The organism is Nonomuraea sp. NPDC001684 (assembly GCF_053596515.1).
In genome coordinates this window covers 24578-49837 of sequence record NZ_JBSFGJ010000015.1, presented here as the reverse complement: position 1 = coordinate 49837, position 25260 = coordinate 24578, and the positions used below count along the sequence as shown (strand labels likewise).

At 71.1% G+C, this 25260-nt stretch carries 29 protein-coding genes; 15 read left to right on the top strand and 14 right to left on the bottom strand.

Features of this window, described 5'->3' with window-relative positions; genetic code table 11:
* Position 1 precedes the first annotated feature (1 nt).
* From ACWCSD_RS05525 to ACWCSD_RS05515, 3 genes are all read right to left on the bottom strand, one after another.
* Positions 2 to 649 carry a hypothetical protein gene (locus tag ACWCSD_RS05525; protein WP_397154824.1) on the bottom strand — a complete coding sequence of 216 codons (648 nt, stop codon included), beginning with the start codon at positions 647 to 649 and terminating at the stop codon, positions 2 to 4.
* Between the two features lie 107 nt (positions 650 to 756).
* A complete protein-coding gene (locus ACWCSD_RS05520) occupies positions 757 to 2280 on the bottom strand; it encodes an SPFH domain-containing protein (protein ID WP_449913238.1) in 1524 nt (507 codons plus the stop codon).
* A 10-nt stretch (positions 2281 to 2290) separates the two neighbouring features.
* Positions 2291 to 2491 carry a hypothetical protein gene (locus tag ACWCSD_RS05515; protein ID WP_358290673.1) on the bottom strand — a complete coding sequence of 67 codons (201 nt, stop codon included), beginning with the start codon at positions 2489 to 2491 and terminating at the stop codon, positions 2291 to 2293.
* 134 nt (positions 2492 to 2625) lie between these two features.
* Between ACWCSD_RS05515 and ACWCSD_RS05510 the strand changes: the two genes are divergently transcribed.
* The 6 genes from ACWCSD_RS05510 (at position 2626) to ACWCSD_RS05485 (ending at position 8532) form a co-directional block, all read left to right on the top strand.
* Complete coding sequence (locus ACWCSD_RS05510) at positions 2626 to 4086, top strand: NAD(P)-binding protein (RefSeq protein ID WP_449913236.1); 1461 nt, start codon at positions 2626 to 2628, stop codon at positions 4084 to 4086.
* Positions 4083 to 4940, top strand: a complete 858-nt coding sequence (locus ACWCSD_RS05505) for a PrsW family intramembrane metalloprotease (RefSeq protein WP_449913234.1) — start codon at positions 4083 to 4085, stop codon at positions 4938 to 4940. The genes ACWCSD_RS05510 and ACWCSD_RS05505 overlap by 4 nt, the downstream gene beginning before the upstream one ends.
* A 164-nt stretch (positions 4941 to 5104) precedes the next feature.
* Complete coding sequence (locus ACWCSD_RS05500; protein WP_449913233.1) at positions 5105 to 7216, top strand: sensor histidine kinase; 2112 nt, start codon at positions 5105 to 5107, stop codon at positions 7214 to 7216.
* The gene (locus ACWCSD_RS05495; protein ID WP_352318060.1) at positions 7213 to 7620 is read left to right on the top strand and encodes a roadblock/LC7 domain-containing protein; all 408 of its coding nucleotides are present in this window, start codon (positions 7213 to 7215) and stop codon (positions 7618 to 7620) included. Before ACWCSD_RS05500 ends, ACWCSD_RS05495 begins: the two co-directional genes overlap by 4 nt.
* Positions 7617 to 7979 carry a DUF742 domain-containing protein gene (locus ACWCSD_RS05490; protein ID WP_352357593.1) on the top strand — a complete coding sequence of 121 codons (363 nt, stop codon included), beginning with the start codon at positions 7617 to 7619 and terminating at the stop codon, positions 7977 to 7979. Before ACWCSD_RS05495 ends, ACWCSD_RS05490 begins: the two co-directional genes overlap by 4 nt.
* Positions 7960 to 8532 carry a GTP-binding protein gene (locus ACWCSD_RS05485; protein ID WP_352318064.1) on the top strand — a complete coding sequence of 191 codons (573 nt, stop codon included), beginning with the start codon at positions 7960 to 7962 and terminating at the stop codon, positions 8530 to 8532. Before ACWCSD_RS05490 ends, ACWCSD_RS05485 begins: the two co-directional genes overlap by 20 nt.
* Positions 8533 to 8579: 47 nt before the next feature.
* Here ACWCSD_RS05485 and ACWCSD_RS05480 read toward each other — a convergent pair whose 3' ends face one another.
* The 7 genes from ACWCSD_RS05480 to ACWCSD_RS05450 all read right to left on the bottom strand — a co-directional run bounded on the left by ACWCSD_RS05480 (position 8580) and on the right by ACWCSD_RS05450 (position 15474).
* A complete protein-coding gene (locus ACWCSD_RS05480; protein WP_358290686.1) occupies positions 8580 to 8954 on the bottom strand; it encodes a DUF742 domain-containing protein in 375 nt (124 codons plus the stop codon).
* Complete coding sequence (locus ACWCSD_RS05475) at positions 8951 to 11185, bottom strand: sensor histidine kinase (RefSeq protein ID WP_397154835.1); 2235 nt, start codon at positions 11183 to 11185, stop codon at positions 8951 to 8953. Before ACWCSD_RS05475 ends, ACWCSD_RS05480 begins: the two co-directional genes overlap by 4 nt.
* Before the next feature lie 56 nt (positions 11186 to 11241).
* Positions 11242 to 11925 carry a DUF998 domain-containing protein gene (locus ACWCSD_RS05470; protein WP_449913230.1) on the bottom strand — a complete coding sequence of 228 codons (684 nt, stop codon included), beginning with the start codon at positions 11923 to 11925 and terminating at the stop codon, positions 11242 to 11244.
* 181 nt (positions 11926 to 12106) lie between these two features.
* Positions 12107 to 12916: a hypothetical protein gene (locus ACWCSD_RS05465; protein WP_397154839.1), complete on the bottom strand. Its 810-nt coding sequence runs from the start codon at positions 12914 to 12916 to the stop codon at positions 12107 to 12109.
* A gap of 178 nt (positions 12917 to 13094) precedes the next feature.
* Positions 13095 to 14621: a xylulokinase gene (locus tag ACWCSD_RS05460; protein WP_449913229.1), complete on the bottom strand. Its 1527-nt coding sequence runs from the start codon at positions 14619 to 14621 to the stop codon at positions 13095 to 13097.
* Between the two features lie 84 nt (positions 14622 to 14705).
* Complete coding sequence (locus ACWCSD_RS05455) at positions 14706 to 14894, bottom strand: hypothetical protein (protein WP_357965933.1); 189 nt, start codon at positions 14892 to 14894, stop codon at positions 14706 to 14708.
* A 130-nt stretch (positions 14895 to 15024) separates the two neighbouring features.
* Positions 15025 to 15474: a MarR family winged helix-turn-helix transcriptional regulator gene (locus tag ACWCSD_RS05450; RefSeq protein WP_397154845.1), complete on the bottom strand. Its 450-nt coding sequence runs from the start codon at positions 15472 to 15474 to the stop codon at positions 15025 to 15027.
* 63 nt (positions 15475 to 15537) lie between these two features.
* Here ACWCSD_RS05450 and ACWCSD_RS05445 point away from each other — a divergent pair, with 63 nt between their 5' ends.
* The gene (locus tag ACWCSD_RS05445) at positions 15538 to 16047 is read left to right on the top strand and encodes a VOC family protein (RefSeq protein WP_358290701.1); all 510 of its coding nucleotides are present in this window, start codon (positions 15538 to 15540) and stop codon (positions 16045 to 16047) included.
* A 44-nt stretch (positions 16048 to 16091) separates the two neighbouring features.
* Positions 16092 to 16322, top strand: coding sequence for a hypothetical protein (locus ACWCSD_RS05440; protein WP_352318077.1), 231 nt, complete (start codon positions 16092 to 16094; stop codon positions 16320 to 16322).
* Positions 16323 to 16447: 125 nt separating this feature from the next.
* Here the strand turns inward: ACWCSD_RS05440 and ACWCSD_RS05435 are convergent, their stop codons facing one another.
* The gene (locus tag ACWCSD_RS05435; protein ID WP_397154847.1) at positions 16448 to 17728 is read right to left on the bottom strand and encodes a TIGR04013 family B12-binding domain/radical SAM domain-containing protein; all 1281 of its coding nucleotides are present in this window, start codon (positions 17726 to 17728) and stop codon (positions 16448 to 16450) included.
* A 15-nt stretch (positions 17729 to 17743) separates the two neighbouring features.
* On the bottom strand, positions 17744 to 18322 hold the full coding sequence (locus tag ACWCSD_RS05430) for an NADPH-dependent FMN reductase (RefSeq protein WP_397154849.1): 579 nt from the start codon (positions 18320 to 18322) through the stop codon (positions 17744 to 17746).
* Between the two features lie 79 nt (positions 18323 to 18401).
* Here ACWCSD_RS05430 and ACWCSD_RS05425 point away from each other — a divergent pair, with 79 nt between their 5' ends.
* Together ACWCSD_RS05425 and ACWCSD_RS05420 are read left to right on the top strand one after the other, a co-directional pair.
* Entirely contained in the window at positions 18402 to 18740 is a 339-nt protein-coding gene (locus tag ACWCSD_RS05425) for a winged helix-turn-helix transcriptional regulator (protein ID WP_397154851.1), read from the top strand.
* A gap of 161 nt (positions 18741 to 18901) precedes the next feature.
* Positions 18902 to 20095, top strand: a complete 1194-nt coding sequence (locus ACWCSD_RS05420) for an MFS transporter (protein WP_449913226.1) — start codon at positions 18902 to 18904, stop codon at positions 20093 to 20095.
* On the opposite strand, the gene ACWCSD_RS05415 is transcribed toward ACWCSD_RS05420, so the two are convergent.
* Positions 20052 to 20591, bottom strand: a complete 540-nt coding sequence (locus ACWCSD_RS05415; protein ID WP_449913225.1) for a hypothetical protein — start codon at positions 20589 to 20591, stop codon at positions 20052 to 20054. The two genes, ACWCSD_RS05420 and ACWCSD_RS05415, sit on opposite strands and share 44 nt — an antisense overlap.
* Before the next feature lie 164 nt (positions 20592 to 20755).
* Here ACWCSD_RS05415 and ACWCSD_RS05410 point away from each other — a divergent pair, with 164 nt between their 5' ends.
* From ACWCSD_RS05410 to ACWCSD_RS05395, 4 genes are all read left to right on the top strand, one after another.
* A complete protein-coding gene (locus ACWCSD_RS05410; protein ID WP_449913223.1) occupies positions 20756 to 21871 on the top strand; it encodes a S1 family peptidase in 1116 nt (371 codons plus the stop codon).
* A gap of 163 nt (positions 21872 to 22034) precedes the next feature.
* Positions 22035 to 22412 (top strand): VOC family protein, encoded by a 378-nt coding sequence (locus ACWCSD_RS05405; protein WP_352357622.1) that lies wholly within the window; start codon positions 22035 to 22037, stop codon positions 22410 to 22412.
* Between the two features lie 2 nt (positions 22413 to 22414).
* Positions 22415 to 22783 (top strand): VOC family protein, encoded by a 369-nt coding sequence (locus ACWCSD_RS05400; protein ID WP_449913220.1) that lies wholly within the window; start codon positions 22415 to 22417, stop codon positions 22781 to 22783.
* Between the two features lie 284 nt (positions 22784 to 23067).
* Positions 23068 to 23628 (top strand): DoxX family protein, encoded by a 561-nt coding sequence (locus ACWCSD_RS05395; RefSeq protein WP_449913219.1) that lies wholly within the window; start codon positions 23068 to 23070, stop codon positions 23626 to 23628.
* An 87-nt stretch (positions 23629 to 23715) separates the two neighbouring features.
* Here the strand turns inward: ACWCSD_RS05395 and ACWCSD_RS05390 are convergent, their stop codons facing one another.
* Positions 23716 to 24414, bottom strand: coding sequence for a hypothetical protein (locus ACWCSD_RS05390; RefSeq protein WP_449913218.1), 699 nt, complete (start codon positions 24412 to 24414; stop codon positions 23716 to 23718).
* A 119-nt stretch (positions 24415 to 24533) separates the two neighbouring features.
* Between ACWCSD_RS05390 and ACWCSD_RS05385 the strand changes: the two genes are divergently transcribed.
* Positions 24534 to 24851 (top strand): hypothetical protein, encoded by a 318-nt coding sequence (locus tag ACWCSD_RS05385; protein WP_449913216.1) that lies wholly within the window; start codon positions 24534 to 24536, stop codon positions 24849 to 24851.
* Positions 24852 to 25260: the final 409 nt, after the last annotated feature.

Genomic DNA, 25260 nt, shown 5'->3' with positions numbered 1-25260 from the left:
CTCAGCGGGTGACGCGGGCCAGGTTCTGGTCGGCCAGGCGGGCGAGCTCGTACAGGCCGGCCGCCTTCACCTTCTCGCCGACGACGAGCATGCTCATGATCAGGTGGGCCCGCCTGATCACGACCGACCCGATCTGGGCGCGCTTGTCGCCGCCGGAGGCCGTCGTCAGGTACGCCCGCGACTCGTCGCCCCTGGCCGGCATGGCCAGCTTGGCGGTGCGGTAGGTCACGTCCGCGCCCTCGACGGTGGCCTTGTACAGGGCGCACTGCGGCGGCAGCGGCGCCGGCATGGACGCCGACGGCATCGACACGACGGCCTGCGTGATCGAGCCGCGCGCGGCGGAGAAGGCGATGACGGCGGCGGGCGCCCGGGCGACCTCCGGCTTGGCCGCGTCGAGCTGGGCGGCCCCGGCGCACTCCGGACGCTCCAGCTTGGCCTGCTGGATGGCGGCCAGCCCCTCCTGGGTGGACTTGAGCGAGCCGAACGCCCCCATCTCCGGCCCGTACGCGATGCGCATGCCCTTGGGCACGGGCAACAGGGCGGCGCGCAGCCGGGCCGCCTCCACCGCCGAGGAGGACGCGGCGGGCTGCGCCGACCCGGCGGCCTGATTGTCGGCCTCGCCGGCGGAACATCCGGCGACGACCATCATGCTCAGACATACCCCCGAAATAGCCTTAAGCACGAATTCTCCCCTTGCTCTAGCGGCTTTTTCGAAAACGCTAGAGGAAGGGCCGAGCAAGGAGCCGAGTAACGTCGCTATTCACGGAATTCGGCAGGTTCGCGAGGAATTTCAGGCTCGCGAGTGGTTTTGGGCTCGCGCGGGACTTCAGGCTCGCGAGAGGTTTTGGGTCCGCGCGGGGCGTCGGGTTCGGCGCCGTTCCGGCTTCCGCCGTCGAGCAGCGCCCTGGCCAGGCCGATCCCGGTGCCGCCGAGCGTGAGCGCCTTGGCCAGCAGCTCCTCCACGCCTTGGGCGCCGTTCAGCACCACCATGTGGTCCACGTTCCCGAACGCCTTCGCGCCCGCCTCGACGACCTCCGGCCAGCGCTCGGCGAGCTGCTGGGCGATGACGGCCTCCTGGTTCTCCTTCAGCGCCTCGGCCCGCGCCCTGATCGCCTCGGCCTCGGCCAGGCCCAGCGCCCTGGCCGCCTGCGCCTCGGCCAGCCCGCGCGCCTGGGCGGCCTGGGCCTCCGCCTCGCCCGCGATCTTGGTGGCCGCGCCGGCCGCCTCGCCGCGCAGCCGTACGGACTCGGCCTCGGCGGCGGCGGCCAGCTTGACCTGGCTCGCCTGGGCCCCGGCGCGCAGCTCGGTCTCCTGGGCCTCGGCCTGGGCCTGGGCGATCCGGGCGTCCCGGTCGGCCTGCGCGAGCGTGACGGTCTCGTACGCCTTGGCGTCGGCGGGCTTGCGCACCTGCGACTGGAGCCGCTGCTCGGCGAGCTGGGCCTCCAGCTCGGCCGCCCTGGTCTCCTGGACGACGACCTCCTGCCGGGCGGTGGCCTCCGACAGCGGCCCCGCCTGCCGGGTCGTGGCCTGCGCCCGGTCGATCTCGGCCTGGTAGGCCGCCCGCTTGAGCTGCGCGTCGCGCTGGGCGGCGGCCTTGTTGGCGGCGGCGATCTGCTCGGCCTCGGTGGCCTCCTGGTCGCGCTGGGCCTGGGCGATGCGGGCGACGGCGGCCACCCTGGCGGCGTGCGGCTTGCCGAGGTTGGCGATGTAGCCGGTCTCGTCGTCGATCTCCTGGATCTGCAGCGAGTCGACGATCAGCCCGAGCTTGCTCATCTCGTCGGCCGCCGAGGCCCTGGTCTCGCTGGTCAGGCGCTCGCGGTTGAGTATCAGGTCCTCGATGGTGAGGTTGCCGATGATCGAGCGCAGGTGCCCGGTGAACAGCTCGTGGATCGCGCTGGTCATGAAGTCCTGCTGATCGAGGAAGCGGCGGGCGGCGTTGGCGATCGAGGACAGGTCGTCGCCGACCTTGTAGATGACCACGCCACGGATGTGCACGGGGATGCCCTGCTGGGTGACGCAGGAGACCTGGAGGTTGGCCGCCCTGGTGTCCAGGCGCAGCCGCCGGGCGGCCTGGAAGCCGGGCAGCACGGCCGTGCCCTTGCCGGTAATGATCTTGAAGCCCAGGCTGTCGACGCCCTCGCCCCGGCGGCGCGCCCCCAGACCGGAGATGATCAGCGCCTCGTTGGGCTCGGCGACCCGCCAGACGGCTTTGAACAGCAGAATCACGATGACGACCGCGACGACCGCGGCTCCGGCGACGATGAAGACCTCGGGGGACAACCGGCCCTCCCTAGACGAGTGCTCTGGCCACGTAAACCGTCCGCGGGGGGAAGTAGTCCACCACGACCACGATGGTTCCGAGGCCGAACTCCTCGTCGGGCACGCTGGGGTGGGCGTAGAAGGCCTCCACCCCGCCCCTGACCGGGATCATGACCTCGCCGACGAGCCCTGGGCCGATCTTTCCGGTGACTCTGCCCTGCTTGCCGACCACCCTGCTCCCCCCGCTCGCTTGCATTCCGGACGCTACTCCAAACGGGCATTCGCGGTAATAGGCCACGCAAAATGTTTCTCGAACCGCTGCGCGCCCCTGTGGGGCTTTTGGCCGAAGTGCTGATGATCGCCCTCATGAGCAGGAATCCGCGCGACCTCGGGATGGATGTGCCCATTTCCCGCCGTGACTTGTTCGACGGGATTGCGGTGAGCGCTCTGGGCTGCTCGGCGGCGAAGGCCGTTGTCAACGCCGCGGAACCGGCCGGAGGGCTGCGCGGGGACACCGCGCAGGCGGTCGCGGTGCCGCACGCGCTGCGCGACGGCCGCTTCTGGCGGCACGCGGGCCCGCCCGAGCCCACCGGCGAGAGCTACGACCTCGTGATCGTGGGCGGCGGTCGCAGCGGTCTCAGCGCGGCGGCGGAGTGGCTGCGCCGGGAGCCGAGGGCCCGCGTGCTCGTGCTGGACAACCGCGACCCCGGCGAGCACGGCGGCCCTGCGGGGTTCGGCGCGGGGCCGGCTGTGCACGTGATGTGCGACAGGGAGAGCTTCGGCGCCGACACGCTGGTCCCGGCCGGCCGGCTGGAGGAGCTGCCGCTCGCCGCGCGGGCCGTCGACGACCTGCGCATGCTGCGCGACGACCCGCCCGACTGGTTCCCCGGGCTGTCGCAGGAGGACAAGCAGGAGCGCCTGGCCGGGCTGACCTACTCCCGGTTCCTGCTGGAGGTCTGCGGCGCGCATCCCGACGCGGAACGGTTCTGCCGGACGCTGCCGTGCGCCGAGCGCGCCTACGACGGCCGGGCGCTCGGGGCGGTGGACGCCTGGGCCGCCGGCTACCCGGGGTTCGGCGGCCTGGGGCTGGACAAGCCCTCGCGGTACGCCTCAGCGGCCGGGCCCGCGACCGGGAGCCCGCCCGGTGCCGCGCGGGCGGTGCTGCGGCCGTCCAGCCCGGTGGTCTCGGTCCGGCACGGGGACGCGTCCGTGGTGGTCGCGTACTTCGACGGGCATCGGGTCAGGACCGTCGGCGCGGAGTCGGTGATCATGGCCTGCTGGAGCGCGGACGTGCCGCACCTGGTGCCCGACCTGCCCGAGCAGCAGCGGCGGGCGTTGGGCCAGGCGGCTCGGCTGCCGGTCCTGGAGGCCACCGTCCGGCTGCGCGGCGGCCGGGCGCGGATCGGGCGCACCCGCTGGACGGGCGCGTTCTGGTGCCTGAGCGAGCCCGCGCCCGAGGGGTTGCGCCTGCTGGCCACGCCGTGCCGGTCGGAGCTCGGGCCCGTGGCGGGGGCGGCGGCGGGCCGGCGGGAGCTGATGGCGACGCCCTACGACCGGCTGGCGGACGGCGTGCGCGACCAGGTGGCCCGGCTGCTGGGCCCCCGGGCCGGCGTCGAGGCGGTCACCGTCCACCGCTGGGGGCACGGGCTGCCGGTGGCGTACTGCAGGCCCTGGCACCCCTTCTACCCCGACGGCCCCTTCCCCGCCGACGTCGCCCGCAGGCGGTTCGGCCGCATCGCCATCGCCGGGTCGGACACCGAACCGGCGGCCGGCGGCGACGCGGCCGTGGTGGCCGCGCACCGGGCCGTGCGCGAGCTCACCGCATGAGGCCCTGGCTGCGGGTCTTCCTCGGCGGGCTGGTCCTGTGGCTGGCCACGGTCGCCGTCACGGCCTGGACGGCCAACTCCAACCTGGTGCCGACCGTCGTGCTCTTCGGCAGCTTCCTGATCCCGGTGACGTTCGTGCTGTGGGCGCACGGGCGCGACCGCTCGCCGGTGGTCACGGTGGAGCTGCAGTTCCGGGCGTTCGTGGTCGGCGGCGTGCTCGGGGTGCTCGGCGCGTCGCTGCTGGAGAGCTGGCTGATCCGGCCCTCGTTCCTCATGTACGCGCTGGTCGGCCTGATCGAGGAGGGCGTGAAGCTGGCCGCGCTGATGTACGTCACCCGGCACGCGGTCCGGCGCTCGCCCAGGGACGGCGTGGTGCTCGGCGCGACGGTCGGCTTCGGCTTCGCCGCCTTCGAGAGCTCCGGCTACGCCTTCAACGCCCTGTTCACCGCCGACGGCCTGTCGCTGGCGCAGCTCGTCGAGACCGAGATCCTGCGGGGCATCCTGGCGCCGGTGGGCCACGGCCTGTGGACCGCGATACTCGGCGGCGTGCTGTTCGCCGCCCACGGACGCCTCACCGGGCACGTCGTGTGGTGCTACCTCGGCGTCTCGCTGCTGCACGCGCTGTGGGACTCGATGAGCGCCATCGCCATCGCGATCACGCTGGTGCTGACCGGGCGGCCGTGGCAGTTCGAGCTGCTGCGGATCGGCCGGGTGCCGCACGTGACCGAAGGGCAGGTGCACGTGTACACGCTGGTGAACTGGGCCGGACTCATCGTGATCTCGCTGGTCGCGCTGGGGTGGCTCTGGCGGGTGCTGCGCGCGGCCCGCCGGGAGGCCGAGATCATGCCCCAATAATCACGGTAATCATCCTGTTCCTCCCACTGCGCCGGAACCATAAACGATGCTAGTCTCCTGTGCGATCTTCCGGAGGTGTATTTACACAAGGTGTGGAAATGCCCCCGACTCGAGGTTGGGACATGGGCTCGCGAAACCGGTCAATTCGGTTCAAGATCTTTTTATTGCTGCTGCTACCCCTCCTGTCTCTCAGCGCGCTGTGGGGTTTCGTCCTCAACCTGACCATGGGCGACGCACAGTCACTCCTCCGGGCCGACACGCTCTACGAAACACTCGGCGTCACCTCCACCGACCTGGGCGTTCAGCTCCAGTCCGAACGGGTGCGCTCCGCCGAGGCGCTCACTACCCGTGAACTCACCGAGGTCCTGGGCGCGCAGCGGGCCCGTACGGACAAGGCGGCCGCCGACTTCGCGCACGCCGTCACCGAGGCGGGCGACGCGGTCGGCGACGACCTGCGGACGCCGCTCGACGCCCTGACCGCCCACCTCGACCGGCTCGGCTCCATCCGCGCCGACATCGACGGCGGCATCAGCTCCCGCCTGGCCGGCGTGGACGCCTACAACCAGGTGCTGGACGCCGTCTTCGCCCTCTACGACCACCTGATCTCCGTCTCCGACCTGACCGTCTTCCAGCAGGCCACCTCCCTGCACGCCATGGGCAGCGCCCGGGAGTACATCGCCAGGGAGCACGCCCTCATCGTCGGCGCGCTGGTGGACAAGCGGCTGACCGAGCCCGAGCGGGCCGCCTTCACCGAGTACGCGGCCTCCAGGAAGTTCCTGCACGCCCGCGGGCTGGCCGGGCTCGACGTGCCGCTGCGCAGGCCGTTCGAGCAGGTGTTCGCGTCCCAGCCGTTCCTGACCTTCTCCGCGTTGGAGTCCAGGGTCGTCAAGACCGGCTCGCCGCCCGCCGACGCCGAGGCGTGGAAGAGCGCGGTGGACCGGCTCACCACCGAACTGGACCGCGACAGCGCCGCCGCGGCCAAGACGCTGGCCGGCCGGACCTCGCGGGCCGCGACCGGCACGGTCGTCGAGATCGCCGTCGCGGGCGGCCTCGGGTTGATAGCCGTGCTCGCGTCGATCATCATCTCTGTACGCTTCGGTCGCCGCCTGGCGGGCGAGCTGTACGGGCTGCGCACCGCCGCGATCGAGCTGGCGGAGGTGCGCCTGCCCGACGTCGTGGACAGGCTGCGCAAGGGCGAGGACGTTGACGTGCGGAAGGAGGCCAGGGCCATCAGGGTGAGCGGATCGGCGGAGATCACCGACGTGGGCCGGGCCTTCGCGTCCGTGCAGCGCACGGCGGTGACGGCGGCCGTCGGGCAGGCCGCGCTGCGCCGCGGGGTCGGGCAGGTCTTCCTCAACCTCGCCAGGCGCAAGCAGGGCCTGCTGCACCGGCAGCTCGGGCTGCTCGACGGCATGCAGCGCCGCACGCACGACCCCGACCGGCTGGAGGAGCTCTTCCGCCTCGACCACCTGACCACCCGCATGCGGCGGCACGCCGAGAGCCTGATGATCCTGTCGGGCGCGCCTCCGGCGCGGGCCTGGCGCAGGCCGGTGCCGGTGATCGACATCGTCCGGGCCGCGGTCGCCGAGGTCGAGGACTACACGAGGGTCAACGTCGAGGCCATGCCGGTCAGCGCGTTCGACGGCGGCTCCGCGGCCGACCTCACGCACCTCGTGGCCGAGCTGATCGAGAACGCCACCATCTATTCACCGCCGGACACCGTGGTCCAGATCCGCGGCGACGTGGTCAGCAACGGCTACGCCATCGAGATCGAGGACAAGGGGCTCGGCCTGTCGGCCGTCGAGTACGCCGCGATCAACAAGCTGCTGTCCGCCCCGCCCGAGTTCGACCTGGCCGACAGCGACCGGCTGGGCCTGTTCGTGGTGGCCAGGCTGGCCGAACGCCACGGCCTCAAGGTCCAGCTCCGCCGCTCGCCCTACGGCGGCACCGCGGCCATCGTGCTCGTGCCGCGCTCGCTGGTCGCCGACCAGGCCGCGCTGACCTCAGGCGACGACGACGGCCGGCCGGCGGAGCCGCCGAGCCGGACGAAGAAGGCCCTCGCGGTGGTCACCTCGGGCACCCACGCCGGACTGCCCAGGCGCGTGCGCCAGGCGAACCTGGCGCCGCAGCTGAAGGAAGAACCGCCGGAGCCGGAGCCGCAGGCCGAACGCTCTCCCGACGAGGTACGCGATCTGTTCTCCGCGTTCCAGCGGGGAACCCAACGTGCCCGAGAAGAAGCCTCCGAGGAGGAGCCCATGAGCAAGGGGGACGCATGACTGCGCAAACCACCAACACCGGTGAGCTGAACTGGCTGCTCGACGACCTGGCAGGCAGGGTCGCCGCCGTCCGCCAGGCGGTCATCCTTTCCACCGACGGCCTGGCCGTCGGGTACTCCAAGGGATTGACCCGCGAGGACGCCGAGCACCTGTCGGCCGTGGCCGCTGGCTTCCAGAGCCTGGCCCGCGGCACCGGGCGCCATTTCGGCGGCGGCGACGTGCGCCAGACCATCGTGGAGATGGAGAGCGCGTTCCTGTTCGTCACCGCGGCCGGCCAGGGCACCTGCCTGGCCGTGATCGCCGAGGCGAACGTCGACGTCGGGCACATCGCGTACGAGATGGCGATGCTGGTCAAGCGGGTGGGCCAGCACATCACCACCAACCCGCGCGCGGGAACGGCATGACCGACGCCCCCCGCTGGTACGACGAGGAGGCCGGGCCCGTCGTCCGGCCCTTCGCCCTCATCCGAGGCCGGACGCGCTCGTCGGGAGACGCCTTCGACCTCGTCGCGTCCGTGCGCGCGCTCGCCGACCAGGCGGACGACCTCGGGCCGGAACAGCAGCTCATCCTGCGGGCGGCGCGGAGCCCGATCTCGGTGGCCGACCTGGCCGTCGAGCTCGACCTGCCCGTAGGCGTCGTCCGGGTGCTGCTCGGCGACATGCGTGACCACGGCCTCATCTCGGTGACGTCGCCCTCGGCAACGGGGTCGCGTTCGAATGAGCGCATTCTCAAGGAAGTGATCAATGGACTCCGTGCTCTCTGAGGACCCCGTCGCGCTGAAGATCCTCATCGCGGGCGGGTTCGGCGTCGGCAAGACCACCCTGGTCGGGTCGATCAGCGAGATCAAGCCGCTGCGCACGGAAGAGGTGCTCTCCGACCGCGGGATCGGGGTCGACGACCTCGACGGCGTGGAGGCCAAGACCACCACCACCGTGGCGATGGACTTCGGCCGCATCACGATCCGCGACGGACTGGTCGTCTACCTGTTCGGCACCCCCGGCCAGGAACGGTTCTGGTTCATGTGGGACGAGCTGTCCTACGGCGCGCTGGGCGCGGTCGTCATCGCCGACACCCGGCGGCTGACCGACTGCTTCCCGTCGGTGGACTACTTCGAGCAGCGCGGCACGCCGTTCGTGGTGGCCGTCAACTGCTTCGACGGCGCGTCCCAGCACAGCGTGGACGACGTGCGCATCGCGCTCGACCTCGACGACGACGTCCCCGTGATGCTGTGCGACGTGCGGCGCAGGGCCTCGGCCAAGGAAGTGATGATCACCCTGGTCGAGCACTCCCTGCGGACGCTCACCGCCGCCAACTAGGACGCGCGGCCCGTCGCGAACCCGGGCGGGCGCGGCCCGCCGCCGGGCTAGAGCGCGCGCAGCCCGTTGATCACCTCGCGGAGCAGGCTCTCCGTCGGGGTGGCGGTCTTGTCGCGCGGCGGGCGCACGTCGATCAGGTCGTACTCCAGCAGGTCGCCGAGCAGCACCCGGATCACGCCCACGGGCAGCCCGAGCTCCGAGGCGACCTCGGCGACGGGCCTGGAGTGACCGGACAGGCAGCTCATCAGCCGCCGGTGCTGGCCGCTCAGCTCGGCCTTGGCCGGCGCGGGCCGTCCCGTCGAGACGACGGTCGCCAGCAGATCGAGGGCCGGGGACGAGGGCCTGGTGCGCCCCCGCGCCACGGCGTACGGCCGGACGACGGGCCCGGCCTCCTCGTCAACCCACTCGTGCTCGCCGCTCACGCTCGGGAACCCCCATCCTGGTCGCTTTCCTGCCGCCCCCGCTGCCATCCGGACTGGAGTGAGGAGAGCAGCGCCCTGGTCTCCTCAGGAGAACGCTCGTCGGCCACGGGCGCCACGGGCGCCGATGGCGTCGGCGCGGCCAGGGGCGCCTGCCTGAGCCGCTGCCGCTGCGGCAGGCCCGTCTGCCGGTCGCGGCGGGGCAGGTCCTGTCCCTCGCCCGGCGCGGGCCCCGCGCGCTTGCTCGTGCGCACCCGGCGCGGCAGCTCGCCCGGCCCGGTCGCCTCCCCCGCGTCGACCGGCCGCTCGGACCGGAGGACGGAGACGGACACGGGCTCGAACTCCATCGGCCGCACCGGCGTCGCCATGGGCTCGACCAGCGATCCCGGCACGAGCACGATGGCGGTCGTGCCGCCGTACGGGGACAGCTTCAGCGTCACCTTGATGCCGTGCCGGGCGGCCAGCATGCCGACCACCGCGAACCCCAGCCGCTCGGTCTGCGCGGGGTCGAACTCGGGCGGGCTGGCCAGCCGGTCGTTGATGGACTTGCGGGTCTCCTCGTCCATGCCGAGGCCGCGGTCCTCGATCTCGACCGCGAAGCCCCTGCCGACCATCTCGCCGCGCACCGAGACCTCGTTGGCGGGCGAGGAGAACGACGTCGCGTTCTCGATCAGCTCGGCGAACAGGTGCATGAGGTCGGCCACGGCCGAGCCGGACACGCCGCACTCGGGCATCGGGTAGACCCGGACCCGGGTGTACTCCTCGACCTGGGCGGCGGCGCCGCTCAGCACGTCCTCGACCGGGATGACGCCGCGCCACCTGCGGCCCGCCGTGCCGCCCGAGAGCAGCACCAGGCCCTCGGCGTGGCGGCGCATGCGGGTGGTCAGGTGGTCGAGCCGGAACAGGCGCTCCAGGGCCTCGGGCTCCTCGGTCTGGTGCTGCATCTCGTCCAGCATCCTGAGCTGGCGCTGGAGCAGCGACTGGCTGCGCCTGGCCAGGTTCCGCAGCGCCTCGGACACGCCCTCGCGCAGCCTGGCCTGCTCGACGGCGGCGTCCACGGCGGTGCTCTGCACGCTGTCGAAGGCTGCGGCGAGGTCGGCGACCTCGCTGGTGGCGTTGTCGCCGACCTTGATGGGCGGCGCCTCGGCGTCGATGTCCACCCGCTCGCCGGTACGCAGCTTCGTCACCACGTCGGGCAGCCTGACCTCGGCCAGGTCCAGCGCCGTACGGCGGAGGGTGGCCAGCTCCCTGGTGATCCTGCGGCCCACCCGGACGGAGATGAAGATCGAGAAGGCCACCGCGATGAGCCCCAGCGCGCCCGCGATCGCGGCCCTGACCACGATGACCACGCCGGCCGGCTGCATCCGGCCCAGCAGCTTGTCCCCGGTGTCCCAGACGGCCTCGCTGTACTCCTTGAGCACCTGGTCGGCGATGCCGCGCCAGAGATCCATGTCGGCCGGCTGGCCGGCGACGAAGCTCCGCAGGAGGCTCTCCATGGTGATGTACCTGGAGGAGTAGAACAGCTTCTCGAACGGCGCCCGCAGCTCGGTGTCGAGGTTGGCCAGCGCCTTGGGGAACAGGAACGTGCGGGTGCCGTCGATGCCGGCCAGCAGGTGCACGTCGTGCATCGAGGGGCGGCCGTTGGAGGCGACGACCAGGGCGTTCTCGCGGCTGAGCAGCTCGCGCACCTCGTCGGCCGCGATCAGGCCGTGGGCCTGGAGGGACAGTTCGAGGTCGGTGCTGACGGTCAGCCTGGAGTACAGCAGGTGGACCTCGTCGGAGACCTTGGCGTACTCGGTGACCAGGTTGCCGGGGGTGATCCTGCGCTCGTCGACCTTGCGCCGGACCTCCGGCAGCCGGTCGACGGTGTCCAGGACGACCTGGAACTGCTTCCTCATGTCGTCGGTCATCGCCGACTGGGCGTCCTCCGACAGGCCCTGCTCGCGCAGGGTCTTCCTGCTGGCGTCCACCTTGGCGCGGGCCTTGGACAGGGCCGCCTGCTCGGTCGCCGTGCCCGCGAGGCGTTCGGCGGAGGCCAGGCGTTCGGTCTGGAGGCTGGAGACCAGGCCATCGGCGTTGTTGATCACACTCGACCAGATCGCATCGATCTTGAAGAGGTTCAGCGCCTCACCCGTGGTCGTGCTCGCGGCGAAGCCCCAGAGCGCGATCAGGGAGATCAAGGGGATGACGAGCAGCGTCGAGATCTTGAATCGGATGGATCTGCCCGATGCCATGACACCTGCTCCCGCATAGAAGATCGCGGGAGAGAATAGCATCGAAACGGACGAGATTAAGATCGACTAGCGATAAATCTGTGATATGTCGGGAAATTTGCGTCTACTGGGTGCTTCGGGGCACGGGCCGGCGACCACGTCAGCCACAGCGCCCACGCCGCCAGCAGGCCGAGCAACGACACCTCGGCGCCCAGCAGCAGCCGCTCGACCAGGCCGATCATGACCCGCTCCCCCGGCAGGGCCACGTACGTGATCGCCAGCAGCCCGAACCCGCCCGCCAGCGCCACCCACTCCACGGCCCGCGCGACGGGCTTCCAGTGGACGTCCGCGGTCAGCCTGGGCACCAGCAGCGCCCCGGCGGCCGGCAGGCTCACGAACGCCGCGATCGACACGTACCGGTGAACCTGGGCCGCGACGTCGAGATCGAGACCGAGAGGGACGGTCGGGATGACCGCCACCACGACCAGCGCCGCCGACCACACCATGAGCAACTTCTCCGGCAGCCCCCGGACCGGCGCCCCCATCCTCCGCAGCGCGGTCAGCAGCGCGAGCGACCCGAGCCCGAGCACCGCCATCGCGACCTCCGTGACGCCCCCGCGGTCGGTCACGGCGTACTCGCTGATGGTCACGTTCATGGGGTCGAGGTAGGGGTCGGGCCCGAAGTGGCCGACCAGGATCGCGACCACCGAGAACACGATCGATGCACAGGCGATCAGGGGGTAGAGCCTCGTCGGGGTCATGAGGGCCCTCAGACTCACGCTCCAGGGCGCTCTCGCGACTCTCACTCTGCTGTTCGGCACTGCGGTCATGTGCCCAACTCTCGCGCCCACAGGCGTGCCGGCACATCCGGTGGCACCCCCGAGCCGTCCCTGAGTCGACCCCTGAGTCCCCCTCCCCTGCCCCCCGGGTGGACGGTGTCCCTCAGTCGGAGGCGACGAACAGGCGGAGCACGCGATCGGGACGGCCGACGGGCGTCCAGGAATCATCGAATCCATCGTATTGAAATACGCTCATGTCCCGAGCCACTCGGAAAACGGTGTCGTCCGTGACCGCGCAGGACGCACTGTGCTCCCCGATGCGCTGCCAGTTTCCGGCTGCGTCCTGGAATTGATATACGCCACTGAAGTCGGCGGCGGTGGCGAACAGCCCGAAACCTCCGGCGAAGATTTGCAGGACACCTCGGGGAGGGGCGCCGAGGTTGTCCCAGGCGGTTCCGGAGCCGGTGTATCTGAACACCGTGTTGTTGAGCGGGTCCGTACGGTAAACCGTATCCGCGATCGCGTATGCGCCGCCTTTGGGGCCGATGCGTTCCCAGTCGTTCGGATTGCCGCTGTAGAGGAAGGTGTCACCCTGGAAGTCGGGCATCTGGGCCACGACGCTGAACCCACCGACCGCCAGGAAGCCGGAGTCTCCGACCTTGCTCCACAGCGGCGTGTCGCCCTCGAAGCCGTCGAACTGGAGTATCCGGCTGCCGTCCCGAGGCGTCTTGTAGACGGTGTTGTCGGAGACGGCGTAGGTCGCTCCGATCTCGCCGACGGAGAACCAGTCGAAAGGGGTGCCGCTGTAGCCGAACGCGGTGCCCGTCTCGTCGCCGGCGCCCTCGACGAGGGTTCCCCACCCGCCGCCGAAAGGCCCATTGACGGTGACCGGTCCTCTGATCTTGGTCCAGGAAGTGCCGGAGCCGTCGTATCGGAAGACGCCGTTGATATCGTCCGCGGCGTCGATGGTCACGGCATTGAGAGTGAGGGCCACGGATCTCTCCGTTTCTCGCAGGAAGGACACCCGTGGTTCCAGGTATCTCGCTGATCGCAGCATCGCTTCGCACGTCCGCGACCAGCAACTCCGACACGCATCGGATTTCTAATGACTTGTCCACCGCGAGGCTTTTTTCGCCCAATAACAAGAGCCCTCAGTCGAGCACGTGGGACGTGGCCCTGGCGTAGCGGGCGCGGATCTCCGGGACGGCCGGGGCGTCGTAGGTCTCGGTGTCCTCGGTCCGCCAGTCGGGGGTCGTGAGGAGGCCGGCGGCCTGGCGGGCGGCGCCGTCGGCGACGTACTCGCCGGGCGGCGGCACCGCGATCGGCACGCCGAAGACGGTCGGCGCGACGCGGCGTACGGCCTCCGAGCGGGCCGCGCCGCCGATCAGCAGCACCCGCTCCGGGCGGGTGCCGAGCGCGTCGAGGGCGTCGGCGAGGCCGCACAGCATGCCCTCGACGGCCGCGCGGGCCAGGTGGGCCGGGGTCGAGGTGGCCAGCGTGAGCCCGAGGACCGAGCCGGTCGCGGTGGGCCGGTTGGGGGTGCGCTCCCCCTCCAGGTACGGCACCAGCGTCAGGCCGCCGGCCCCCGCCGGGGCCCGGAGCGCGAGGTCGCTCAGCTCGTCGAGGCCGACCCCGGCCAGCCCGGCGGCGGCGTCGAGGACCCGGGCGGCGTTCAGCGTGCACACCAGCGGCAGGAAACGCCCGGTGGCGTCGGCGAACCCGGCGACCGCGCCGGTGGGGTCGGCACTGGGCGTCTCCGCGACCGCGAACACCGTCCCGGACGTGCCGAGCGAGACCACCACGTCACCCGGCCCGGCCCCGACGCCGAGGGCGGCCGCCATGTTGTCGCCCGTGCCCGGCGCGAGCAGCGGCCCGGCCGACGCCGGGTCGCCCGCGCGGTCGGCGGGCCCCAGCACCCGGGGCAGCAGCGGGACGGCGCCGAAGGCGGCCTTGAGCAGGTCGGTGCGGTAGGCGCCGGTGGCCGGGGACCAGTAGCCGGTGCCCGAGGCGTCGCCCCGGTCGGTGGTGAGCAGGTCGAGCGGCGGCGGGGGCGCGTCGTGCCAGGCCGCGAGATCGAAGCCCGAGCCCGAGCCGCCCCGAGGACCCGAGCCGCCGTCCCGGCCGGAGCCGTTGCCGGGCCCGGAGCCGTTGCCGGGCCCGGAGCCACCGCCCCGCCCGGAGCCGTCGCCCAGGGCGAGCGCGCCCGCCAGGCGCCAGGTCAGCCAGTCGTGCGGCAGGCAGACCGCCGCCGTGCGGCGGGCGTTGTCCGGCTCGTGCTCGGCCAGCCATCGCAGCTTGGCCACGGTGAACGCGGCGACGGGCACCGAGCCGACCGCGTCGGCCCAGGCCCCCGGCCCGCCCAGCTCCGCCACCAGGTCGGCGGCGGCCCGGGCGGAGCGGGTGTCGTTCCAGAGCAGGGCGTCGCGCACGACCTCGCCCGCCTCGTCGAGGCAGACCATGCCGTGCTGCTGCCCGGCCACGCTGATGGCGGCGACGTCGGCGAGCCCGCCGGCCTCCTCGATCGCCCGCAGCAGCGCGGTCCACCAGTGGGAGGGGTGGATCTCGGTGCCGGCCGGATGGGCGGCGCGGCCCTGCCTGACCAGCGCGCCCGTCTCGGCCTCGCGAATGACGACCTTGCAGCTCTGCGTGGAGGAATCGACCCCAGCGACCAGCGTCACCCGAACTCCTTATGCGTGTCCCGCGCGAGATGGTTGAGATGGTATCCCCGCTCGGGAGCGACGTTCAGGGGCAATTCGGGTGATTCACAGCCCCGAGGGGTCGCGGCCGACGCTGATCTCCTCCGCGATCTTGCGGATCTCCGCCACCTCGAGACCTGGGGCCTTGGGCAGGTGGCGCAGCAACGCCTCCATGACGACGGGCACGGGCTGGCCCGCCATCAGCCCGGCGATGCCGTGGACCGTCCGGAACAGTGCCTCTTCGGTGTGGTGCATCGGCAATCCCCTCGTTCGGCTACCGGGAGAGGCTACGGCCTGGCCATGACAGTTCGCTCGCTACCGCTCCAGCGTGTCCCGCACAGCCGGGCGTTCCACCGTTCCCGCGCACCCCGCACAGCCGGGCGGTCTACCGTTCCAGCGCGCCCCGGACGGCGGAGCAGATCGCGCCGAGCTCGCGGACCTGCTCGCGGGTGAGGACGTCGAACAGGCTCCTGCGCACCTCCTCCACGTGACCGGGAGCGGTGGCGGCCAGTGTGGCGAACCCCTCGTCCGTCAGGACGGCGATGTTGCCCCTGCCGTCGGCCGGGCAGCGCTCACGGCGCACCCAGCCGCGCTCCTCCAGGCGGGCGACGGCGTGCGACAGGCGGCTCTGGGAGCTCTGGGCCCTGGCGGCCAGCTCGCTCATGCGCATCGACCGGTCCGGCGCCTCCGACAGGGCCACCAGGATCATGTAGTACGTGTGCGGCATGCCCGCCTCGCGCTGGAGCTGCCGGTCCAGCGCCTCGTTGATGAGCTGACCGGCGGCCAGGAAGTCACGCCAGGTCTGCTGCTCGTCCGGATCCAGCCATCGAGTCACCCTCTCATTTTAGTTGAACTCTCATATACTCTGGCCGGGAGAAACAGGTGAAAGGGGACGACCATGCCGGTCCACAGGCTCAACCACGCGGTCCTCTACGTCCGTGACGTGGAGCGCAGCGTGGCCTTCTACCGGGAGGCGCTCGGATTCGAGGTGGTCATGGGCATGCGCGGCGCCGCGTTCCTCCAGGCCCCCGGCTCCAGCAACGACCACGACCTCGGGTTGTTCGAGATCGGCGCGGGCGCCGGCTCCTCGCCCGCCGGACGCACCGCCGTCGGGCTCTACCACCTGGCGTGGGAGGTCGACACGCTCGACGAGCTGGAGCGCATCGCGGTCACCCTGAGCGAGCTCGGCTCCCTCGTCGGCGCCTCCGACCACGGGACGACCAAGGCGCTGTACGCCAAGGACCCCGACGGGCTGGAGTTCGAGGTCTCCTGGCTCGTGCCCGCCGCGCTGATCACGGAGGAGACCCTGGCCGCCCGGTCCGCCATCCGCCCGCTCGACCTGGCCGCCGACAAGGAGCGGTACGGCGCGCAGACCCGGGGCGGGGTAGGGGTGTCGATCCCGGCCTGAAGGTACCGTGGCAGGTATCCGACCGATTTGTTCCGGAGAGGGTCATGCCAAACGATCCGGATCACGTCCTCGACGCCATCGACGGCGTCGTGGACGAATGGGAGACGCTCAGCGCGGACGCCATGCGCTGGGCGCCTCCCGAGCACAAGTCGCCCGACCTGCTGGACGAGGCGACGGAGATCCTCAGGCCGCTGGCCGAGGCGCTCTCCGAGGTTCTGCGGCCGCTCGGCGACTCCATCAACCGCGCACTCGAACGACTCACCGACGACGACTGACCGGGCCGCCGCCGCCGCGCGTGCCGGGTGGACGCAGTCGGGTTGTCCCGCGCGTGCTCGGCTTGCCGTCTCCGCCTCCGTCGGCGTCGGCGTCGGCGTGGCGTGGCGTGGCGTTTCGCGGCCCCTCAGTCCGTTCGGCGACGGCGGGTGCGGCGGGGGTAGGCCTTGGCCGTCTCGGCCAGCCGGGCCGAGTGCTCGGCCTGCCGGCGCCAGTGGCCGTACGCGTCGCCGCGCTGGGCCAGCCGGTCGAGCTCCCGCATGGTCGCGAGCGGGATGAACGCGGGCTCGGCGTCCCGCCAGGGCGTGCCGGGCAGCGGCATGAACGTGTGCGTGTGGATGCGGGCGCCCAGCTCGGCCAGGTCGCCGGCCAGCACGAGCGACTGGCGCTGGTCCTCCTCCGACTCCCCCGGCATGCCGAAGATGAAGTCGACGTTCGGCCTGAAGCCGTGCTCGACGGCGATCCGGACGGCGTCGCGCACGGGCGAGGTGCCGTGCCCCCGGCCAGAGGCGGCCAGCACCCGGTCGGACCCCGACTGGGCGCCGATGATCAGGTTGTCGTTGGCGACGTACCGCTTGAGCAGCCGCATGGCCTCCGGCGTGACGTGCTCGGGCCGCACCTCCGAGGGAAAGCTGCCGAAGAACACCCGGCCGTGCGGCGGCAGCTCCTCCTTGACCCCGGCCAGCAGCTCCTCCACCGCGCCGAGATCGGGGTCGGGACCCGGCGAGCCGTAGGAGAGCGAGGTCGGCGTGATGAACCGCACGTCCCGCAGCCCCTGCTCGACCATGCCCTTGACGTGCTCGCGCACACTGGCCACCGACCGGTGGCGGAACTGGCCGCCGAACATGAACGGCGTCTGGCAGAACCGGCAGGTGTACCGGCAGCCCCGGGTGATCTCGATCGGCCCCTTACGCCCCAGGAACGACGGGAACGCGTCGAGCGGGAGCTGCGGGGCCGGGCGCGTCCTGAGCGCGACGCCGTCGGCGTCCTTGACCGCGAGGCCCGGCACGGTCGTCAGCGGCTCGTCCCGCCGCAGCGCCTCGACCAGGGCGATGATCGTGGACTCGCCCTCGCCGATCGCGGCCAGGTCCCAGCCGGCGTCGAGGACCTGCTGCGGCTCGGCGGTGGCGTGCACGCCGCCGGCGATGTGCAGCCCCCGGCCGTCGCTGAGCGACCTGACGGCGGCCAGCTCGGCGGCCATGGCCTCGGCGTCCGGGGAGTAGAACGACCAGAGCACGAGCACCCGGTCGGCCCGGCTCGCCGCGATGTGGGCCGCCGTCTCCTCCGGGGTGACGCCCAGCAGCTGCCGGTGCTCCACGCCCGAGGTCTCCAGGGCGGCGAGCACCGCGTGCACGCCGTACGTCACGGCCTTGCGGTAACGGACCACCACATCCACTGCCAGCGCCACGACCGGCAGCGTAGCTCAGGCGGAGGCCAGCCGCATGGGACGCAGCGCGCCGGTGAGCTTGGCCAGCTCGGCGAGCATGGCGTCGGCGGCGGCGATCATGATGTCGTTGGGCGCCACGGTGCCGTCCTCGGCGATGAACTGCTGGTAGAAGGGGATGTTGACGGCCTCGACCACGGGGATCATCTTCAGCGTGCTGACGACCTGGCGCAGGCCGTTCACCGCCCGGGTGCCGCCGGAGATCCCGCCGTAGCTGACGAACCCCGCCGCCTTGTGCTGCCACTCGTGGTGCAGGTAGTCCAGGGCGTTCTTCAGCACGGCCGTGAAGCTGTGGTTGTACTCGGGGGTCACGAACACGAAGGCGTCGCCCCGCTCGACGGTGGCGCTCCACTCCTTGGTGTGGGCGTTCACGTACTGCTTGAGCTTGGGGTGGTTCGGCTCGTCGAGGAACGGCAGGCCCACCTCGGCGAGGTCGACCAGCTCGACGTCGAACTGGCCGGCGGCGACGGCCCGGCTCTTGAACCACTCGGCGACCTCGCGCCCGGCACGGCCGGGACGGGTGCTGGCGACGATGATCTGCAGGACTGGCTTGTCCATGGGGTTCCTCCTCAGGTAGTTGATACCTCAACATTATTGAGTAACTAAACATTTCTTAGCAAATGTTAGGATCTGCCCCGTGAGCCCCCATTCCGTCTGCGTCCGGTTCCACGTCGCCCTCGAACTGATCGGCGCCCGGTGGTCGGGAGCCCTGATCCACATGATCTTCAAGGGCGCCCATCGTTACGCCGACCTCAGGGCGGCCATCCCGGGCATCAACGACACGATGCTGGCCCGCCGGCTGCGCGAGCTGGAGACGGCCGGGCTCGTCGAGCGGCGGGTGCTGGCCACGTCGCCGGTGCGGGTCGAATACCACCTGACGGAGATGGGCCAGGAGCTGCGCCCGGTGCTCGACGAGCTGGTCACCTGGGCGCACAAGTGGATCCCGCGGCCCGAGGAGCCGGCCAGATCCGCCTAGCGCGTACGGGCGAGCGCGGGGAGGCGGGCCGGGGTTAGACTCCGGGCATGCACTGGCGACATTGATGAACCACCAGCGGCCGACGCGGCAGGAGCGCGCGCGGGCCTCCGAGGTGCCGAGCACCAGACGGAGTCCCTGTCCGCCCCTTCCGAGAGGGCCGCATGTTCGTCCCCAAGCTTTACGTCTACACGTTCCTCGGCGAGTTCGTCCTGCTCTACCCGGTGTACACGCTGTTGTTCACCGATTCCGGGCTCTCGGTGGCCGAGACGTCCTCGCTGTTCGTCATCTGGTCCGTGACCGGCATGGTGCTGGAGATCCCCTCCGGCGCCTGGGCCGACGCGGTGTCCCGCAGGCTGTTGTTGTTCCTGGGCCCGCTGCTGGCCGGCGTCGGCTTCGGGCTGTGGGTGCTGTTCCCGTCCTACTGGGCCTTCGCGCTGGGCTTCGTGTTGTGGGGGGCCGAGGGCGCGCTCGTCTCGGGCGCCTTCGAGGCGCTCGCGTACGAGGAGCTCGGACGCCGGGGCCTCCAGAGCCGGTACGCCGCCGTCATGGGCCGGGCCCACTCGATCGGCATCGCCGCCGCCGCGTCGGCGATCGCCCTCGCCACGCCCGTCTTCGCGGCCGGCGGATATCCGGCGGTGGGGGCGGCCAGCGTGGCGGCCTGCCTGTTGTGCGCCGCCACCGCGCTGACCCTGCCCGAGCGGCGTCCTGTCCGAGCGGCGTCCACTGAGACGTCCACTGAGACGTCCACTGAGACGTCCACTGATTCGGACGGGCGGTATCTCGCGGTTCTGCGGGCCGGTGTGGCCGAGGCCCGTACCGATCGGAACGTGCTCGAAGCGATCGTCCTGATCTCCGTCGTGACGGCGATCTGGGGCGCTCTGGAGGAGTACGTGCCCTTCCTGGCCGCCGCGACCGGCGCGCCCAGGACGGCCGTTCCGCTGCTCGTCCTGGCCGTCTGGGTCGGGGCGGCGGCGGGCGGCCTGCTGGCGGGGCCCGCCCGCCGCCTGAGCGAGCGGTCGTTCGCGCTGGTCCTGGGGCTGGCCGCGCTGGCCATGGCGGCGGGCGCGCTGGTTCCGCATCCGGCCGGGTTCGTGCTGGTCGCCGGTGCCTTTGGGGCGTTCCAGATGGCCGGCGTGGTGGCCGACACGCGGCTGCAGGAACGCGTCTCGGGCGATCAGCGGGCCACCGTGACGTCGGTGGCCGGGCTCGGCACGAACGTGGTCACCCTGGCCGTCTACACGGCCTACGGCGCGGGATCGCCGTTCCTGTCCCACGGCACGACGTTCGCCCTCCTGGTCCTGCCGTACGTGGTCATCGCCCTGTGGCTGGCCCGGGAGCGGGTCGCGCCGATGTGATCCTCTTCGACGCGAACGGGACGCGCTTGGGCAGCGGCGGCGGCTCCTCCCCCTCCTTCTCCGGAGCCGGCGTCCCGCCCCGGCGCGCCCGCCAGCGGGACGGGAACAGCGAAGCGGTCAGCAGAATGCCGCCGACCACCAACGACCAGGTATTCAGCAATGCCGCGTACGCGTCCAGATAATCGGCGGGCACCAGGTCGAATCCCATTCTCCGGTCGCCTCCCGTGGCGGCCCGCACGACCGTCGCCCCGGCCAGGGCCGTGAAAGCCAGGCCGGGCAGCAGCGAGGCGACCGGAGAAATCCGGGAACCGGCCAGGATTCCGATGAGGACCGCGGTCCCCGTCAGCGGCGCCGTCGCCGTCCAGTCGGGGACGGACGTGGTCGCGCGGGGTCCGTACAGGAGACCGGCCGCGATCAACGGGATCGCGGCGACCCCCACCGCGGCCCCGGCGAAATGACGAACACCATTACCCATAGGGAACACCTCCAGGCCCAATACGATACCGACATACCACCAGTTACAACTTTAGGACGAAAAATCTCCATTTGTGGCCGGTGGCCGGAAGGACGGGCATATCGCCTTAATAGGAAATATTTGGTATCTCCTCATTTGTCTGTCAGCCGTTACCGTGACAGAACCCCCCATCGAGGAGCGGCGGCATGTTTCGCTGTGCAGTGGCAGGCATCACCTTGGTGGCCGCCTGCCTGGCCACCCCCGCCCACGCGGCGTCCGACCCCGTGATCGAGGCGCTCTCGCGCGACCTCGGCCTCTCGGTGCCCGCGGTGGTCACCCGGCTGGCGAACGAGCGGCATGCCGCCGCCCTGGAGGCCGAACTGGCCACCTCGCTGGGCGACTCCTACGGCGGATCGTGGCTGACCGAGGACGCCTCCGCCCTCGTCGTCGCCACCACCGACCCCGATCGGACCGCCGCGATCTCGGCCTGGGGGGCGCGTCCCGTCGTCGTGCGGCACTCGCTGTCGGAGCTGGACGCCGTCGTCCGCCGCCTGGACCGGGCCGCCCGCCGCATCCGGACGGGCACCGCCCTCTGGTACGCCGACCTCCGCGCGAACCGGGTCGTCCTCCAGGTCCCCTCCCCGTCCGGGGCCTTACCGTCTGGGTCCTCAACGTCCGGGGCCTCACCGGCCGCGGCCCTGGTGGCGGCGGCGCGCAGTGCGGCCGTCGTGGTGGCGCCGTCCGCCGAGTTGCCCCGCACGTACGCCGACATCATCGGCGGCGACCCCTTCTACGTCGACTCGATGCGCTGCACGATCGGCTTCTCGGTTACCAAGGGCAGCATTCCGGGCTTCGTCACCGCGGGACACTGCGGGCACACCGGCGACCTGGTCAAGTCACCGGCTGGCACCTTCCAGGGCTCGTCCTTCCCGGGCAACGACTACGCGTGGGTCGCCACCCCCGGGTACACCGCGCAGCCGTACGTCCGCGGTCCCGGCGGGACGCTGGTGACCGTACGCGGCTCCGTCCAGGCGACGGTGGGGGCGTCCGTCTGCCGCGGGGGCCCGACCACCGGCTGGCACTGCGGCACCGTCCAGCAGCACAACGCCACCGTCACCTACGCCCAGGGCACGGTGTACGGCCTGACCCGCACCAACGTGTGCGCCGAACCCGGCGACTCCGGCGGACCGTTCATCTCGGGCGGCCAGGCCCAGGGCGTGACCGTGGGCGGCTCCGGCAACTGCAGCACGGGCGGCACGACGTACTTCCAGCCCGTCAACGAGATCCTGAGCGCGTACGGCCTGACCCTCCGCACCGCCTGACCCCGCCCTCCTCCACAGGGACACCCGGCGCCTTCGCTTCCACAGGGCCACCCGGCGCCTTCGCGAAATTCGTTCGCGCGCCACCGATGAGTTCCCGCGCCCGGCCGAGTCTGCCCTCCCGAAAGCGGATCCCCTCCGCCGCACCGACCACCGGGAGGCACCGATGACGCGCCCCAACCTGAACAGCCTGCTCCTGGCCAGCACCGACCCGGCCCGACTACGCGCCTGGTACGCCACCGTGCTCGACCCCGAGTCCGACACCGACGTCACCCATTACGGCGTGCTCACGTTCGGCGACTTTCACCTGATCATCGACACCAGGGCCGACGTGGCGGACAAGAATCCCGAGCCCGGACGGGTGATACTCAACTTCGACGTCCCCGACGCGCGCGCGATCGTCGCCCGGATGGAGGAGGCGGGCGTGTCGTGGCTGGCCGAGCTGGAAGACCGCGAGGGCAGCCTGTTCGCCACGGCGATCGACCCCGACGGCAACTACGTCCAGATCATCCAGCTCAGCGAGGAACACCGGAAGGCGATGTGACGATGTTCGGCAAGACGAAGGCGTTCAGCGGATTCTCCGTCAACGATCTGGCCGCCGCGAAGGCGTTCTACGGCGACACCCTGGGGCTGGCGGTGTCGGAGTCGAACGGCCTGCTCACCCTGCACATCGCCGGCGGCACCGACATTCTGGTCTACCCCAAACCCGACCACGTCCCCGCAACCTTCACCATCCTCAACTTCCCGGTCGACGACATCGAGCAGGCCGTCGACGCCCTGGCGGCCCGCGGCGTGCACTTCCAGCGCTACGACCAGCTGAAGACCGACGAGAAGGGCATCTTCCGCGGCGGCGGCCCCCTGATCGCCTGGTTCACCGACCCGGCGGGAAACGTCCTCTCGGTCCTCCAGGACTGACGCCCAGAAGCCGGGCCGCGGTTCGGCGCCGCAGGAACACCTTCCCCACCCTGCGGCGCCCGCCCCACCTGGGACCGTCCCATCCCGCGGTCACGGCATGAGTCACGTTTCCGCAGGTAAACCGCCTCCCCCATGTCCCACCCTGTCCCACGGACGATGCGCACGACCTCGCTTCCGTGCTCGGATAAGCCCCGTCAGCACGCACCGCTCACCACGTACTGACGAAGGCACGAAGCGCCGGCGAGTTCCCCCGCGAATCCGATCAGAAAAGGCAGTGACAGGACATGAGCCACCACGTCAGCATCACGGACATCGAGCAGCAGCCCAGGACGCGCAGAATGAGGTTCACCCTCAACGGCGCCCTCTGGTCGCTCCAAGCGCTCTGGGGCTTCTTCTTCGCCGGCAGCGGCTTCGGCAAGGTGCTGCTGTACGACGACGCCCTGTTCGCGACAGCCCCCCGGGCGGTGGCCTGGTACGCGGCGGTGCCGCAGTCCCTGATCGTCTTCATCGGGATCGTCGAGGTGCTCGGCGGCATCGGCCTGATCCTGCCGGCGATGACGAAGGTCAAGCCGATGCTGACGCCGCTCGCCGCCGCCGGCCTGACGCTGACGATGATCCTCGCGGCCGGTTTCCACATCCTGCGCGGCGAGTACGAACTGGTTCCCGCCAACCTCCTCCTGGGCGGCGTCGCGGCCTTCCTCACGGCCGGACGATGGAAGCAGCGCCCCATCTCCCCCGCGCCCCTCACCACCCCGCGCGCACTCGGCGCGCTCGCCGTCCTGGTCGCCCTGGCCCTGCTGACGTTCGCCCCGACCTGGTACACGATGACCAACGTCCAGTTCTGAACACCGCCCCGGCACGCCCGGGCCGTGCCCGCACGGCAGCCGCTGAGAACAAGGTGCCATGGGCTCGAACCCCGGCACCGGCGGAGACTAGATGCCGATCCAGCAATAGATCATCTGCTCTTCCTCCTGCGCCCGTTGAGCAAGGCCTCGCAGCCCGGTAAGGATCTCCAGCAGGTATCCATCGCCCGGTGGGACGAAGGCGAACTCCTCGATCTGCTCCCATTGCTCGACGAGTTCGTCCAACCTGCCGTCCGGGACGCCGGCCAACGTGTCGCGGACGTCCGCAGGGAGCTCTTCGATTCCCGGTCCGTCCTTGTAAGGCGAGTCGTCGGGCAGGGCCTCCCACTCCTCCATCGTCGCCGGAGCGCCCTCGGGGGGCGGATAGACGGTGGTCGTCCGCACCAGGTCCACGCTGTACGGAACGTCTCTGGCAAGAGCTATGAGCCGGCCAAGAATCACGTCGGGGTCGATCCACTTGGCGTCCACGGCGTCGAACGTGGCGACGCCCGGCATGGGTTTCTCAACTGCACGTGGGTAATCAGGCTTCTCCGCAGCGACCTGCCTGTTCGCCGCCCGGTAATAGTCGTAGAAGACCCCCATGCGTCCCTCTCGTTCGATCGCCCGGCTTCCATGCTCGCGACAGATTAGGGGATCGTACGTATGTACGAAAGACGCCCGAACCGCCAGCAGCAGTCCCGGCACTGACGTGCCACCGCCGGAGACGTGGTTCGCTCGGGCAATCGCGACCTGGAGGTAACGCCGAAGGCATGCGATCATCACGCTCATGACTTCGTGCAGAAAGGGCCATGCCCCGTAGGCGCCCGTCAGCGGTTCGCACCCGAGGATTCATGTGCGTAACCCACAGACCTTCGATTCATCAGGTTCCCGGCCTCGGACCGCGCCCCATGGCTGCGGTGATCGCACTGGAGCACACCCGGCTGAGCCCAGGTCATGTGGCCGCGGCGCTGCTGGCCTGGACACGGCAAGTGATCCCCGGCACCTCCACCCGGCTCCTACCCACCTGCACATGCCTGGGCTGTCGCGAGGACGATCCGCGCGAGGAACTGGAACAGGTGCTCATGGCGCTGCCCCGTTGGACGCGACCACATCTCTACAGCCTCGTACTCCCCATCGACAGAAGCTTTCTCGCCCGAACGTCGCCGGATCCGCTCGCATCGCCCGATCGGCCATGGTGGCAGCAGCGGCGGCGCCCAACCGCCTGAGGGCGTGCAAGAAGTGGCACAACATCGTCACGGCCAGCCAGACCTGCCAGGCCAACGACGCTGTTCCGGCAAGCAGGCAGGCAAGCTGTGGGCGTGCATCTTGTCGGCAATGGCGGCGCTGCCGAGTCGGCGGTCCTGGAACCGGAGGTTGTGGAAGGACGCCGGCGACCGCGCGGGCTCGCCCCTCCGGGGCTGACAGGCCAAGTGCAACCCACAAGCCCGCAGAGACCGACAAAGGCCCTCCCCGAAGATCGGAGAAGGGCCTTTCAGCTGCGGAGGATCGGGGATTTGAACCCCGGACGGTGTTGCCACCAAACCGCATCAGCAGCTCGAGTCTTGCGTATCCCTATTGGTTCCACCTGGACCACCTGGCCGCGTCGGTCTTCCTGGACGGGCTACATACGAGACG

Excerpts from the sequence above, each read along its gene's own strand:
- ACWCSD_RS05525 (WP_397154824.1), bottom strand. The coding sequence starts at position 649 with ATGATGGTCGTCGCCGGATGTTCCGCCGGCGAGGCCGACAATCAGGCC.
- ACWCSD_RS05510 (WP_449913236.1), top strand. The coding sequence starts at position 2,626 with ATGAGCAGGAATCCGCGCGACCTCGGGATGGATGTGCCCATTTCCCGC.
- ACWCSD_RS05505 (WP_449913234.1), top strand. The coding sequence starts at position 4,083 with ATGAGGCCCTGGCTGCGGGTCTTCCTCGGCGGGCTGGTCCTGTGGCTG.
- ACWCSD_RS05495 (WP_352318060.1), top strand. The coding sequence starts at position 7,213 with ATGACTGCGCAAACCACCAACACCGGTGAGCTGAACTGGCTGCTCGAC.
- ACWCSD_RS05490 (WP_352357593.1), top strand. The coding sequence starts at position 7,617 with ATGACCGACGCCCCCCGCTGGTACGACGAGGAGGCCGGGCCCGTCGTC.
- ACWCSD_RS05485 (WP_352318064.1), top strand. The coding sequence starts at position 7,960 with ATGGACTCCGTGCTCTCTGAGGACCCCGTCGCGCTGAAGATCCTCATC.
- ACWCSD_RS05475 (WP_397154835.1), bottom strand. The coding sequence starts at position 11,185 with ATGGCATCGGGCAGATCCATCCGATTCAAGATCTCGACGCTGCTCGTC.
- ACWCSD_RS05470 (WP_449913230.1), bottom strand. The coding sequence starts at position 11,925 with ATGACCCCGACGAGGCTCTACCCCCTGATCGCCTGTGCATCGATCGTG.
- ACWCSD_RS05455 (WP_357965933.1), bottom strand. The coding sequence starts at position 14,894 with ATGCACCACACCGAAGAGGCACTGTTCCGGACGGTCCACGGCATCGCC.
- ACWCSD_RS05445 (WP_358290701.1), top strand. The coding sequence starts at position 15,538 with ATGCCGGTCCACAGGCTCAACCACGCGGTCCTCTACGTCCGTGACGTG.
- ACWCSD_RS05440 (WP_352318077.1), top strand. The coding sequence starts at position 16,092 with ATGCCAAACGATCCGGATCACGTCCTCGACGCCATCGACGGCGTCGTG.
- ACWCSD_RS05430 (WP_397154849.1), bottom strand. The coding sequence starts at position 18,322 with ATGGACAAGCCAGTCCTGCAGATCATCGTCGCCAGCACCCGTCCCGGC.
- ACWCSD_RS05420 (WP_449913226.1), top strand. The coding sequence starts at position 18,902 with ATGTTCGTCCCCAAGCTTTACGTCTACACGTTCCTCGGCGAGTTCGTC.
- ACWCSD_RS05410 (WP_449913223.1), top strand. The coding sequence starts at position 20,756 with ATGTTTCGCTGTGCAGTGGCAGGCATCACCTTGGTGGCCGCCTGCCTG.
- ACWCSD_RS05405 (WP_352357622.1), top strand. The coding sequence starts at position 22,035 with ATGACGCGCCCCAACCTGAACAGCCTGCTCCTGGCCAGCACCGACCCG.
- ACWCSD_RS05400 (WP_449913220.1), top strand. The coding sequence starts at position 22,415 with ATGTTCGGCAAGACGAAGGCGTTCAGCGGATTCTCCGTCAACGATCTG.
- ACWCSD_RS05395 (WP_449913219.1), top strand. The coding sequence starts at position 23,068 with ATGAGCCACCACGTCAGCATCACGGACATCGAGCAGCAGCCCAGGACG.
- ACWCSD_RS05390 (WP_449913218.1), bottom strand. The coding sequence starts at position 24,414 with ATGAGCGTGATGATCGCATGCCTTCGGCGTTACCTCCAGGTCGCGATT.
- ACWCSD_RS05385 (WP_449913216.1), top strand. The coding sequence starts at position 24,534 with ATGGCTGCGGTGATCGCACTGGAGCACACCCGGCTGAGCCCAGGTCAT.